At 41.5% G+C, this 13,371-nt stretch carries 10 protein-coding genes; 3 read left to right on the top strand and 7 right to left on the bottom strand.

Features of this window, described 5'->3' with window-relative positions; translation table 11 throughout:
* The 7 genes from QQK00_RS09505 to QQK00_RS09475 form a co-directional block, all read right to left on the bottom strand.
* Nucleotides 1-1,245, bottom strand: coding sequence for a ligand-binding sensor domain-containing protein (locus QQK00_RS09505; protein ID WP_284217238.1), 1,245 nt, complete (start codon nt 1,243-1,245; stop codon nt 1-3).
* On the bottom strand, nt 1,242-3,779 hold the full coding sequence (locus tag QQK00_RS09500; RefSeq protein WP_284217237.1) for a PHP domain-containing protein: 2,538 nt from the start codon (nt 3,777-3,779) through the stop codon (nt 1,242-1,244). Before QQK00_RS09500 ends, QQK00_RS09505 begins: the two co-directional genes overlap by 4 nt.
* Nucleotides 3,776-5,452 (bottom strand): serine hydrolase, encoded by a 1,677-nt coding sequence (locus tag QQK00_RS09495; protein ID WP_284217236.1) that lies wholly within the window; start codon nt 5,450-5,452, stop codon nt 3,776-3,778. The genes QQK00_RS09500 and QQK00_RS09495 overlap by 4 nt, the downstream gene beginning before the upstream one ends.
* Nucleotides 5,453-5,498: 46 nt before the next feature.
* Nucleotides 5,499-6,365, bottom strand: coding sequence for a bile acid:sodium symporter family protein (locus QQK00_RS09490; RefSeq protein WP_284217235.1), 867 nt, complete (start codon nt 6,363-6,365; stop codon nt 5,499-5,501).
* 74 nt (nt 6,366-6,439) lie between these two features.
* Nucleotides 6,440-7,186, bottom strand: a complete 747-nt coding sequence (locus QQK00_RS09485; RefSeq protein WP_284217234.1) for an SDR family oxidoreductase — start codon at nt 7,184-7,186, stop codon at nt 6,440-6,442.
* Between the two features lie 32 nt (nt 7,187-7,218).
* Complete coding sequence (locus tag QQK00_RS09480; protein WP_284217233.1) at nt 7,219-7,800, bottom strand: thymidine kinase; 582 nt, start codon at nt 7,798-7,800, stop codon at nt 7,219-7,221.
* 287 nt (nt 7,801-8,087) lie between these two features.
* On the bottom strand, nt 8,088-10,331 hold the full coding sequence (locus tag QQK00_RS09475) for an acyl-CoA dehydrogenase (protein ID WP_284217232.1): 2,244 nt from the start codon (nt 10,329-10,331) through the stop codon (nt 8,088-8,090).
* A 363-nt stretch (nt 10,332-10,694) separates the two neighbouring features.
* Here QQK00_RS09475 and QQK00_RS09470 point away from each other — a divergent pair, with 363 nt between their 5' ends.
* Genes QQK00_RS09470 through QQK00_RS09460 form a run of 3 tightly spaced genes read left to right on the top strand, consistent with a single transcriptional unit; the run spans nt 10,695 to nt 13,309 of the window.
* Entirely contained in the window at nt 10,695-11,486 is a 792-nt protein-coding gene (locus QQK00_RS09470) for an outer membrane lipoprotein-sorting protein (protein WP_284217231.1), read from the top strand.
* A 3-nt stretch (nt 11,487-11,489) separates the two neighbouring features.
* Nucleotides 11,490-12,719: a hypothetical protein gene (locus QQK00_RS09465; protein ID WP_284217230.1), complete on the top strand. Its 1,230-nt coding sequence runs from the start codon at nt 11,490-11,492 to the stop codon at nt 12,717-12,719.
* Nucleotides 12,720-12,727: 8 nt separating this feature from the next.
* Nucleotides 12,728-13,309, top strand: a complete 582-nt coding sequence (locus tag QQK00_RS09460) for a hypothetical protein (RefSeq protein ID WP_284217229.1) — start codon at nt 12,728-12,730, stop codon at nt 13,307-13,309.
* Nucleotides 13,310-13,371 lie beyond the last annotated feature (62 nt).

Here is a 13,371-nt window from a genome sequence, read left to right as displayed (position 1 = left end):
TCAATATGAGGCCTTCAGCACAATTGGGCGATGCTTCTCACTGTTTTGCCTATTTGACCCAACGATGTAGAAGTTACCGTCATTGTCTGAAGTGAGAGAGCCGTACAGCAAGTGTTTATTTAAATCGATGTCCTTAACTGGATAGCTTACAAGGGTTTTACTCGGGATATTGTATAGATACCACTGATATTGAGCTGCCCCCTCATTTCTGCCTAGACCGACAAGCATCTCTTCGCCGTCGGGCGAAAAAAGCGAAGATACATAAGCTTTCTCTCCTGTATCACTTATTGGACCTAGACTGTTGACTTTACTTCTGTCACTTTCCATTTGTACAATTTCATATAAATTGCCTGTAGACGTCAAGAATAGGGTGCTGCCATTCTTTAACTGAACGTAGCTCACGATACCGTGATTGTCATTCGCGTTGGTATTCCAGTATTCGTTTAGTGTAAAGGTATTTACCTGAAACAGTTTTTCATCATATTCGATTAATTCAACCATTAAATCGGTTGGCCCTGATATTTTAGGTACGAAAACATGGCCATTGTTGGTGACCAAAAAATTACGTGAAATGTGTCCGGGTACACTGCCGACTTTAATTTTTCTGACGGCATCTTTTTGTGTGTCATATTGGTAAAGTACATGTCCCCAATAGCCAAGGGCGTAAACAAATCGACCGTTAGAATTTACCGCAATGAGCGCCTCTTCGGTGGAAAATAAATATTCCCATTCGATGCTCTCAGGCTTTTTTCGCCAAAACACACCGCCCCATGTCGGATTTTTAGTATTCGATTCGCCTGTTTCATCAAAGCTCGAAAAATACAAATAGCCATCTTCTGCTTGAAACAATTTAGAGTGCAATTTATTTTGCGACATATCGTCCATAAATTGATTGTTCCGTTTTAATTCAGTCAGAGCATCACTTTGTGGCGTAATTTGGTTGCTTCTAGGATCGTATTGATACAAAAAAGAGGATGCGTTGTAGTCCTTGTAATTAGATACCGCAAAATAAATTCGTCCTAATCGATCTCTCCCATGCGCTCCCCAAACTGAAGCGCCAGTGTTGACATAGTCTCCAGAAATGGTTGATAAACTCGGCGGCTTGAAGTGTTTGTCATTGAGTGTTTTGAATTTAGCGCCAGCGTCACCTAAATTGACACTATTTGGATCTAGTTCTTTTGCATTATTGCATGCAGCCATTAAGACGACTAACACCGACACTATAACTGCCCTGTATTGCTTCATTTGGTATTTCTCACAATAAAAATAGGATTGCTGACAAATTGATAATGATGTAATTCTGGTTGCATACTGCGCCCTTGTAGACGAATTGCATTTGCGCCAGCCATGTTACCAAGGGGGAGGTTGACATAAAAAATTTTGTTGCTCGATGATGACCTTGTTTGGGGACTAGTGTCTGACGCTGATCTTAGCAAAGGAATAAGGTTGATGGGTTTAACAAAGTCATCAAATATAACAACTAACTGCAGCTCATCAATACTTGTGGGCAGTGCTTGCCAATCAGCATGATTGAGTGTTAAGCGTATTTCTATTGACGCCGTTTCATCTTGAGTGAGTGTTGCACTATGCGCAATGTCGCCCGCGTAGAATGTGTCTGACAGGGTCGTTATTTTGAATTCAAGTGCTTGAATAAATTTTCCATGTTGTGCCCATGTTCTGCCAGCATGTAAGGCGTTCAATATATCATTTTGAGACGGTGAGGCGGCGTAAACATGTGTACTTGAGAACTCGCAAGGCCAATAATCCATAGACGTATTGTGAAAGTCTGAAGCGGCTCTAGCAGACAACACACGTTTTCCATCTTGCAGCAGTTTATCCCATTCTCCACCGATTACACCGGATACGGGGTCAAACCCATGAATAGTGCGGAGTATTTTTTCGTAAGAACCATTATACAACCCCCGTTTCTTTTGGTGTCCTGGTGCAGCTGACATGCCAATAACAGCCTTGGACTGATGCATCCAATTCGAAAGATCAAAATGATTTTCAGAGGCGTTGTTATCTTTTCTGCTTGGATGATTATAGATAATCACGGGTTGGCGTGAGGCACCCCATGATTGATTGTTCATCCATTCAAACGCGTCGTTAGACGACAATAAACGCTGATTGATTTCACCATAGTGATCGAAGTTGTTTCTAAACTCTCGAAGTCGTTGCTGAGTACCTTTTGAATTGGGGAACAATACGGTAGCATGTTCTCGGCCATTAAAAGGCGGTATGTTCCATTCTAGTCCGGGTATTACCGTTAATTGTTGGTACTTACGATTTGCCGCGGAAACATCATTAAACCAAGCGTCAGATAATACGCGCGTTAAATTCTTGTCTCCATGGTCGGTGATGGCTATAACATCGCAGCCATGTTCAATGGATTTTTTGGCAATTTCATCAATAGAATGTGCACCGTCAGAGTATTTACTGTGTATGTGAGTATCTATTGCATACCATTGCCCATTGGTGACAGGCGCTACCTGCGAGTATATGGATGTAGGCGTTCTTTTATTACGCTTCGTTGAATGTAACGCTAATTGAGTAACTCTGTCTAAAATAGAGTGTTCATATTGTAAGTAAGTGTCGGATTGCGTATGTCGAAACAATTGTTCAAAGTCACGTTGATGTAAACCTTCAGGTAAATCATGAACGAATGGCATGAATGTGCGTTCATCTGAAATCAAGTTGAGTAAATTTTGCGATACTAGCGCACTTTTTGTGGATTTAGTTAGCGTATCCGCGAAAAGTGTGCCTGCTTTGTCTGCCGCTAAATCGGCAAAGCTAAAACCACTGCCGCCCACATTTGTATCGTCTAGTTCTTTTAGCTCGCCTATTGCAAAACTCACCTGATTATCACCAATTTGCTGCAAGATTGCTGAATAAATGAAGTGAAGTGCAAGATCTCGTCTACCCCTCAATTGGTAGGGTTCGACAGTTACCGGCGTCACGCCTGCCAATTTAGCAAAGCGCGAACCGGCATATTTAACGGCGAGTGCCCAGATAAAGGCTTTGTTTTCTTCCACTGGGTCGCTATCCAAGGATTCCACTGTCGCTTGTAGCGACAAATGTTTAATGGGCAAAGCCAATGACATCGATGAAAAGTTCTGGTTTTCTAGGCTATCGATGTAAGCTTGGATCTTATCTGGAGAAGGGATAGACTGGCTAATTGCCACTCTTGCAACTTGTTTTGCAGAATCTAATGATTTGTTTATGCGTTGTTTGAAATCTCGAGGTTTGCTTGCGATTAAATGCAAACTGCCTTGTTTAAGTGTCCACCCAGATAAAATGTTGTCTATTGTCTTGGCAACTTCACTGTCAAACAATAGCGATGTTGCGCCATAACTTAATGCGCTGACAAGCGCGCCAGGTAGGGGTAAATCTCCTACAAAGCAATGAGATACATTGCTGCTTGTTTGGTGTAACTCAATATAGCACGTAGTATTTAAAAATAACCATCGAGGAATGAGTGTTGTTGACGTGTATGTTTCTATCGCAGTTGGGCTAAAGCCAAAATCAGTGGCGGTTTTAGGTATGATACTTGAGACCGCTGCTCCTATGGCACTGGCCTGTTCTGGAGAAATCGTTAGTCGAACGGTTGTTGTATCAGCCGCCAAGCCGTCAGCAAACAATTTTATTCGCTGCTTTGCTTGTCTAACTTGTTGGGGTTGAATACCTTTTGAGTTTTCCACTAACGGCGATATTTCGAATATCAAAATAATACAAACAAGTATTAAGCTTAGTGGGATAAAGAGGCGTTTTTTAAGTTTCATTCCGTCGATTCTGGATCCAATTTATTAAAGTACATGTCTCGATATGCATGGTTACGTTTCTTTCGTTTTGTAAATGGATGTAAACTTGCGCCTGTTACTGTTCGTTCAACATTTAAGTCAAAATGAATAAAAGCATCGCCCTGTGCGTTTTCATTGTCCCAATCAATCTTGTAAGTCGCATCTTGAAAAGGACTGAGAGTTCCCTTAAGTGTCTTCATTCGTGATGAACGTATTCGGAGCTTTTCGTCGTTATTGCCTTTAGGCGCTACGTAGATAACGAGGTCGCCAAACCAATCGTCTTTGTATGTGCCGACTATATCACTGACGTTGACAATGGTATCTGAATTAGCGACAGGCGGCGCATTATTTTGTAACCAGCGTTTTTCACGAATGGCTTGATAGTCAATGTATTTTTGCGTCCAATCGATCGCTGTTTGTGCTCGTTCACTATCGATATAAGTTGTATTGTTAGCTGCGCTATTATCTCTTGCTTGGCCACTCTCAGTGTTATTTTCATCAGTATTAGCATCTGCTGCATTAATATAATGCTTGAGGATAGTCTGCATTACCGCACCTCTGGCGCCGTAATTTGATCCATTGTTAAAGATACTCACGCCAAGCGACAATTCTGGGATTAAGGCAACATACGCTTGATAACCTGATAATGTGCCTGTATGTGAAATGACCTTGTATTCCCCGATATTTGAAAGACGCCAACCGAGTCCATATTCTTTAAAATGCGTGTCGTTCCATTGTTTATCGATGTTGGGTACATTGAGGATAGTGTGACCTTGCCACATTAAATCTAATTGTTTTTTACTAAAAGGCAAGGACTCAATCGATAGTAGTGCGTTTAACCATTTTGACATGCCATCTGCGTTGCAAATCATTCCGCCAGCTGCTGCAGACATTAACGCATCGCCTGTAATCGCATTTCGAGGCACCGGATATATGCCACGTGCATCGCTATGGGCATATCCCATGGCGCTGGCATTTGCTACGTCAGTCGGGTGAGCGCCACTATAACAAGGAATATCGAGTGCCGAAAAAATTCGTTCATCTATAAAGCGTTCAAAGGGTATTTTACTTAATTTTTCAATAAGCACTCCGGCAGTGATATACATTACATTGCTGTATGCGTAGCGTGATTTGAAGGCATACTCCGCACTAAAATAACGTAAATTCTGAACTACTTCATCTCGGTTAAAGCCACTAGGCTCAGGCCAAATCATACTGTCACCTGCGCCACTGATGAGTCCCGAGTTATGTGTTAGTAAGTCTTTTACCGTAAAATTTTGCGTGGCATAGTTATCTTGTAAACGAAAGTCTGGTAGGTGGTCTATCACTAAATCATCCCAACCAAGTCGACCTTCATCAACAAGTATAGCGACACCGGCTGCAGTAAATGCCTTACTGACACTCGCTAAACGAAAATAAGTTCTTGATGTGACCGGGATGTTTTCATCAATCTGACTAAATCCATATCCTTGTGACAATACCACTGCATCATTTTGTACGATTGTGATAGACATACCAGGTGTATGAAACGCTTTTAGTGCTTGTTCAACCGTATTTTTAAGGGCATTTTTGTCAATATTGGCAGTGGCATTTGCGCCAATGCATATTGAAAATACAAGTAAACATCGAAATAACTGGCTATATGAAGAACGCATGAAACGCTATTGGCTGACTGTAAGTGCTTCTAGTCTGTGTTAATCGTCAGGCTTTTTCAATAGCAAATTTCTTCGAATACAAGACGAGCGATATGGCCCCAATATACATTAGTATGCCGTACACAGCCGGTGCGACGGAGTAGGCCGGTTCTTGAATAAAACTAAGCGCAATTAAAATCGCCATCGTGCCGTTTTGTGTGCCAATTTCAATCCCCAGCGTTATGCCATCTTTACTGTTTAGTTTGCCCAGTCTAGCGATAATGACACCAAGCAAAGTTGCAGACAGATTGAGGATTAAGGCATAGAAAAAAATATCTGGAAAGGCTAGCTGTATTACGGCTCTTTCTTTCCAAGCAACTAAACCAATGATGACCACCATGAATACTAGAGAAAAGACACGAAATTTAGGTTCTGCCATTGCCGCAAATTTGGGTTTTTTGTTCCTCACCAGCATGCCAACACTGACAGGCACCAATGAAATCATAATGAGACTTAAGGATGTGCTGAGTAAAGAAAATTGTATTGGTTCACCTTGAGAGAAGTATTCTATAGCAAATTTAATTAACCAAGGGGTTGAAACGACACAGATGACAGTAGTAATTGCGGTCAGTGATACTGATAGTGCTAAGTTTGCTTTTGCTATGTGACTAAATAGATTAGATGAAGTGCCGCCTGGACAGGCGGCTAGAATCATCATGCCTATAGCTGTTTCTGGAGACGCGTCTAAATAGATAGCTAAGCAAAATGCCATCAGTGGAAGCAGCAGCATTTGCCCAATTAAACCGAGCGCAACAGCTTTTGGGGCTTTAAATAAGCGTGAAAAATCTTCAGGCTTTAAACTTAAGCCCATGCCAAACATAATAAACGCGAGTAGGGCAGGTAATAGCAATTCGGTAAATATGGAACTTTGCATTAAATATTAACCATTCGTTTGTTTAAGTGCTCAGATGCATAACGCTGCAATAAGATAACACGACAATAAACAGCTTAGCTTAGTTTTCTCAATATATTTAGTGGTGCAATACGTAATAAGTAATGTAATAAGGCCCATGGCCAAAACGGTACGTAAGCATTTTTTATTTCCTTTTCTATCGCGTTTACTATGGCATTGCAGCCGGTTTCTATATTGACCGCAAAAGGCAGACTTTTCGCCTCTTCATTCATTGGGGTTCGAATAAAGCCTGGGTGGATGGTGCTCACTTGAATAGGCGTGTGTAGTAGCTCTATTTGCAAACCTTCACTTAAAGATGATAGCGCAGCTTTACTGGCAGCGTACACGTTCATTAGTCCGGGAAAGCCTCGTACTGCACCGACCGATGATATTGTGACTAAATGACCATGATTTTGTGCCCTGAAAATTTCAACCGCTGCTTCGCACTGTGCAAGTGCAGATACCGCATTCGTTAAAAAGGTTTCTTTATTTTCTTTGAAATGACCGGCACCAATAGCACCACCTTTGCCGATGCCGGCGTTAACAAATACTCTGTCTACTACACCGAAATCTTTCCGAAATTGATTAAATACCCTAAATACAGCGTCATGATTGTTAACGTCTAGGGCTTGTGTATGTACGATGATGTCAGGGTTTATCTGCAATAAATCCGCTTTGAGGACCTCTAAACGGTCTAATCTTCTGGCACATAGACCTAAATTTCTGCCGCGTTTGGCAAACGCTTTTGCCATGCCTTCGCCTAAGCCCGAACTTGCGCCGGTAATAATAATGTTTTTACGCATTACAAGGTTTTGCCATTTGTCGACATATTGTCTTAATAGAAGTTTGTTTGTTCTGCATAATGCCGTCTACAGAGAGAAACATATTTGTCATTCCCGCCAATATCAACTTGGTCACCGTCGTTGATGGCATTGCCATCTTGGTCGGTGCGGGCAACAAAATTAGCTTTTCTGCCGCAATGACAGACCGTTTTCAGTTCGGTAAGTTTGTCGGCCCATGCAAGGAGGTAGTGGCTGCCTTCAAAGGTTTCCCCTTTAAAGTCTGTGCGCAGTCCGTAAGCGAGTACTGGAATATTCAATTGATCGACAATATTTAAGCACTGTTTTACTTGTGATCTAGTTAAAAATTGTGCTTCGTCTATAAATACACAACCAAGTGGTTTTGTCTGGTGACTGCGTTTGGTAATTTCGTACAAGTCACTCGTATTTTCGTATAATTCAGCGGGCGCTGATAACCCAATTCTAGACGCAATTTTCCCTTTTCCAAACCTATCGTCAAAAGCAGCTGTGAATAACTTTACTGCCATGCCTCGCTCTTGATAATTGTATGCGGATTGAAGGAGTGATGTCGATTTTCCTGCATTCATTGCTGAATAATAAAAATATAACTGCGCCATTGACCATTTTGCCTACGTATTTCGTTCCCAACACTATGTTACTTAATAGATTGAGCTGATTTCGATATGTTTATACATACTAAGCCTACAGTAAAAACTACCGGGGCATCAAACACTTCAGACTTGAAGTAAGTGTAATCTAGGCGTAGTGAAGGTGTTTAGCCGCCATAAGTTACGTTAATCGTATATGATCAGGCTTCAATAAAAAAGGGTATGTCGTTAAACATACCCTTGGTTTAAATAATACGTGGTTTAAACAATACGTGGCTAAATAATAGTACTGACAACTAAGCGGCGTCAGCTGGGTTTTGTTCCGTACCATCCTGCGTAATTAAAGGTTCAAGGTCAAAGGTAAATTCGTCCACTCTGACCGCCAACTTACGTTTTTCGTTGTACTCCAGTAAAGTCGTTACTTCAGTCTCATTTAACGCGCCGCGTTCTTGAAGTTTATTTACTGCATTTTCGAAAGACAAAAATGGTATTACCGGTGCTGCTTTCAGAGCTTTTTGCACTTTAGATAGTAGTGGCATTGCTGCATGCTTTGCCTTAAATGCTTGCTCATTAATATCGTTTCCATCGCCTGCTACTTTTCGAATTAAATGAGACAATTGTTGCTTAATACTGGAATCTTGTAGTGCCGCGGTAGACAATTCTCTGATGAGGTCGTCACTGATTTTTCTGCTTGCGCCAGTATAATTATTTGTGAGTACTTTCATTAATAAACGCGTCGGCATATGCGGGAAATTTGCGACAAAATTACTAATTGCTTGCTCTGCTTGGGATAGCGACCACTCCATTGCATATTTAAAGTAAGGTAATGCTTCTTGTCGGTTTTCTACTTTTTGTTCGTAATAGCGAATAGCCGCCATACCACCGTACACATGACTTATTACGTCTCCTAATCGGGCGGACAATAATTCTGCTTTTTTCAAATCGCCACCTAGTACCAGTAAAGACAAATCTGCTAACGGCGCTAATTTTGCGGACATTGCGTTTAATCTGCGCTCATAAGGCCGCACTTCTAATAAACTAGAATCAGTATTTCGCATGAACGGCAAATAGCTGTTTACCAAACTGCGCAATGCGTTTTTCACACTGAATTTGACTGTTTTAGCTAATACTTTATTAAATGCTTCGTCCGCAGATGAGTCATCGCTATGTATTAAATCTACCATTTGCTTCAAGTATGGGTGACAACGCATGGCACCTTGACCAAAAATCATTAGATTTCGGGTAAGGATGTTTGCACCTTCTACAGTAATCGCAATTGGCTGAGCAGTATAACAATTCGCTAGTGTATTTTGCGGGCCGCGTTGAATTGCTTTACCTGCTTGAACGTCCATGGCCGAGTTACATACGTCTCTGCCTATTTCCGTCATATGGTACTTTGCAATCGCTGTTACGACAGATGGTTTAATACCTTCACCAAGGCCTTCAGTGGTAAGTACTCGCATGGATTCGACTAAGAACGTTTTTCCCGCAATATCAGCTAACTTTTCTTGAATGCCTTCAAAACGACCAATTGGTACGCCAAATTGCTCGCGCACAAATGAGTACTCGGCAGTTGACTTAAATGCTGATTGTGCCGAAGCCACGCCCATCGCAGGTAACGATATACCGCGACCTGCACCAAGACAGCTCACTAACATTTGCCAACCTTTGCCAATATTCTTCTGGCCACCGATGATGAAGTCCATTGGAATGAATACGTCCTTACCTCGGGTAGTGCCATTGTAGAAAGTCGCGCCCATCGGGTCGTGACGATTACCGAGCTCTACACCAGGGTGTGATTTAGGTAAGAGTGCGCAAGTGATACCCAGCTCAAGTTTTTCTCCCAGTAGTTGGTCAGGATCGAAAACTTTAAAGGCTAAGCCTAATACTGTCGCGATTGGCGCTAAGGTAATATAGCGCTTATCCCATGAGACTCTAAGGCCGATAACTTCTTGGCCTTCCCATTTACCTTTGGTGACAATGCCTGCGTCAGGAATGGCACCTGCATCAGAGCCAGCTTCAGGGCTAGTCAACGCAAAACAAGGGATATCCTTGCCAATGGCTAGCTTGGGGAGCCACTGATTTTGCTGTTCCTCAGTACCGTAGTGCATAAGTAACTCACCTGGACCAAGGCTATTCGGCACCATTACTGTCACAGCAATTGCTGAACTCTTTGCCGCGATTGTTGCAACAATTGTAGAGTTTGCATAAGGGCTAAACTCTAATCCACCAAATTTCTTTGGAATGATCATGGAGAAGAATTTTTCGTTACCAATAAATTGTAGTATTTCATCGGGAATATGTTGACTATTTTGTAACTCAAAATCATCAATCATTTCGAGTAGCTTTTGCACGGGGCCTTCAATAAAAGCTTGTTCGTCAGCGGATAACTTTCCTTGTGGTATTTGGCGTAATGCATGCATATCTGGCTTGCCTTGATAGATAGAAGACTCAATCCATACATCACCAGCATCTAGGGCTTCTTGTTCAGTCACCGAAATTGGGGGTAATACTTTTTTAAGGCTAGTTCTAATACTCATAATTTAACTTATCCGCTCATCTGACCAGTTGGTTTCGTACATATAAACATAAAATTAACAGCAGGTCAAAAAATACTGCTTAAAAATTGTTCATCAAGTGTAAGCCTGTGATATTCATTTTTTCGTATGAAAATAGATACCAAGGTATCCAAAGTTGGTAAATCATTGAGGGCATAACAGACGTGTCATATAAGGTTTTGTTGCGCGCGTATGGCAAAGATTCATCAGACGTAAATAATCTTAGTAATAGAACCCTTAACGTTTTTTCCAATATGCCGTTAACAACTGTGTGAACTAGACAAGCAGTAGCTGACGCCATTGGGCGATGTTTTCGTGTTAATCAAATAAATAATGAGAAATTTTATGAACGTCAATTGGGTTGTTAAAACGGTTTTACTATGTTGTGTTGTGTTGGCAAGCGAACATGTAAGCGCCCGTGATGCGGAGAAAGGGCTAGAAATAGCAAAAGAAATGAAAAAGCGTGATGAAGGGTGGATAGACACTTTAGCTAATACGCAAATGATTTTGCGGTCGCCAGATGGTCGTGAATCCGTACGAGACATTCGAGTCAAGACCTTAGAGGTCTTGGATGATGGTGATAAGTCCCTCACCATTTTTGACCAACCTAGAGACGTTGCAGGCACAGCATTCTTAAGTTTTTCTCATGCTGTTGGTCCTGACGACCAATGGATTTACTTACCCGCGATTAAGCGAGTAAAACGTATTGCAACGAGAAACAAGTCAGGTCCTTTTATGGGAAGTGAATTTGCATATGAGGATATGGCATCTTTCGAAATCGAAAAATTCACGTTTGCTTATTTAGAAGACGATACATTTAATGACATCGAGTGCTTTGTGGTAGAGCAAGTTCCAGTAGATAAGTATTCAGGCTACAAAAAGCAAATTGCATGGGTAGATAAAGAACACTACCGTGTGCATAAAATAGAATTCTATGACAGAAAAGATGCATTGCTTAAAGTATTGACGATGGATGAATACGAACAATACGAAGGTAAATATTGGCGAGCATTAAGAGCAGATATGGATAATGAACAAACCGGCAAAAGTACAACACTTCTTACTAGTGAGATAACGTTTAAAACGGGCTTGGATGAGCAGGATTTTGATAAAAATGCATTAAGAAGGGCGCGTTAAGTTATGAAGCAGAATGTTACTCGCTTGGCCACGTATTTTGGCGTTGGTGCAAGTTTACTCAGTTCAGTGTTTAGCATACATGCATCCGCTGATATTACATACTCTGGCAGTGCTAGCTTACAACAGCGTTATTTTTTCCAAGATGCATTGTATCCATTTCAAACCCAAAGCCAGCTATCTATTGCACTTGCACCGCAATTAGAAACAAGTGTGGGAGAGAATGGTGTATTTACTTTTTCGCCATTTGCTCGCATCGATCAACGAGACGCAGAACGCAGTCATGCGGATATCCGTGAGGCAATGTATGCCGCGTATTTTGATAAGTTTGAAGTAAGAGCCGGCATTGGAAAAGTATTTTGGGGACAAACTGAATCTTTGCATTTGGTAGATATTATCAATCAGACTGACCTCGTCGAATCGATTGATACTGAAGACAAGCTTGGACAGCCGATGCTTGATGTTCGCTATTTGCTTGATTCTGGTTATATTAGTGTTTACGTGTTGCCTTACTTTAGAGAGCGTACCTTTTCTGGTGTTGAAGGCCGTTTACGTGCGCCATTTCCGATGGATACCGACTTTGTGCAGTACGAATCTGATGACGAAGAAACGAATGTCGACTATGCAGTCCGGTGGCAGCAGAGTATCGGCTCATTAGAACTAGGTGTCTCCTATTTTGACGGCACAGACAGGGTGCCCGACGTATTTTTTAGGCCAGAAGAAGATGCTGTTGTTAGTATGCAAACATCATTAGCCAGTTTTTATCCTCAATTGCAGCAGGCGAGTATTGATGCATTATACGTAGCGAATGGCTGGTTATTTAAACTAGAAGCGCTGTCAGCGAAACGTTTAGAGGAGGAATACTCTGCATATGTTGCAGGGTTTGAGTATACATTGGTAGATATTTTTAGTAGCGGTTACGATTTAGGTATTCTGATGGAACACCAATTTGATGAACGCGAAAACAACCCCGCGGTATTCGGACAAAACGATTTGATGCTTGGCGCACGTTTTCTCATGAACGATTTTTCAGGTACGGAGTTTTTATTTGGTTTTGTGCAGGATTTAGATGAAAGCGATAGTTATTCGGCTTTTATAGAAGGCTCTACACGCTTCAGTCAGAACTGGCGTTTAGAAGTCAACGGCTACTTTTTTTCCAGTGATACGCCAAATGACCCGACGTATGCGATTCGACGGGATGACCATCTTAGTATTCAGTTAGAATACTTTTTCTAGGATTTAATATGAAAACTCACTTCTTTGCAGTCGTTTTGTTCTTGGTTTCTACGGTCATTGCACATGCTGATGAAGCATTTTATACCGTAGTATCTGTAGGCTACTCTCAAAATGAGCTAGAAAATATTGAGCTTGATAGTGCGTCGTATAAATTTGCCTTAGGTTACGAACTTAGTTCGAGTTGGTATCTTGAAGCTGGTTTTCAGTCTTTAGGTGAAGACAACGCGGGAAAGGTCCCTGACCTTAATGGGGAACCCAATACCGAATATTCAGCCTTATTCCTCTCATTTTTAGGGAAGGCACAAGGCAAGTATGGTGAACTATTTTATCGACTTGGTGCCTTATCCATAGATACAACGTTAGAGTCAATGCCAACGTCGGATGCATGCAATGCACCACTTGTAAATACTGCAAGACCCCTAGGTGACTTATGCGCATTTGATGAGACAATCTTAGCGGGGCAAATTGGGCTAGGTTTTGATTTTTACATACATCACTCTACAATCTTTAGAACTGAAATAGAGTGGGTGAAAGGCGAGCAGGGGTATTCTGCTGCCGCTATTTACACTGGGATTCGCTTAAATTTTTAAGTTGAATTTTATGGCATGTTGATCTTATTCATTTTACGCACGAATAAATATAAAAATAGTCA

The organism is Agaribacter marinus (assembly GCF_030160655.1).
Classification (GTDB): Bacteria; Pseudomonadota; Gammaproteobacteria; order Enterobacterales; family Alteromonadaceae; genus Glaciecola; species Glaciecola marina.
The sequence above is the reverse complement of the archived record's forward strand: the minus strand, read 5'-3'. Positions and strand labels throughout refer to the sequence as shown.

Coding starts and splice junctions, on each gene's coding strand:
- QQK00_RS09500 (WP_284217237.1), bottom strand. CDS start 3,779: ATGAAACTTAAAAAACGCCTCTTTATCCCACTAAGCTTAATACTTGTT.
- QQK00_RS09495 (WP_284217236.1), bottom strand. CDS start 5,452: ATGCGTTCTTCATATAGCCAGTTATTTCGATGTTTACTTGTATTTTCA.
- QQK00_RS09485 (WP_284217234.1), bottom strand. CDS start 7,186: ATGCGTAAAAACATTATTATTACCGGCGCAAGTTCGGGCTTAGGCGAA.
- QQK00_RS09505 (WP_284217238.1), bottom strand. CDS start 1,245: ATGAAGCAATACAGGGCAGTTATAGTGTCGGTGTTAGTCGTCTTAATG.
- QQK00_RS09460 (WP_284217229.1), top strand. CDS start 12,728: ATGAAAACTCACTTCTTTGCAGTCGTTTTGTTCTTGGTTTCTACGGTC.
- QQK00_RS09490 (WP_284217235.1), bottom strand. CDS start 6,365: ATGCAAAGTTCCATATTTACCGAATTGCTATTACCTGCCCTACTCGCG.
- QQK00_RS09475 (WP_284217232.1), bottom strand. CDS start 10,331: ATGAGTATTAGAACTAGCCTTAAAAAAGTATTACCCCCAATTTCGGTG.
- QQK00_RS09465 (WP_284217230.1), top strand. CDS start 11,490: ATGAAGCAGAATGTTACTCGCTTGGCCACGTATTTTGGCGTTGGTGCA.
- QQK00_RS09480 (WP_284217233.1), bottom strand. CDS start 7,800: ATGGCGCAGTTATATTTTTATTATTCAGCAATGAATGCAGGAAAATCG.
- QQK00_RS09470 (WP_284217231.1), top strand. CDS start 10,695: ATGAACGTCAATTGGGTTGTTAAAACGGTTTTACTATGTTGTGTTGTG.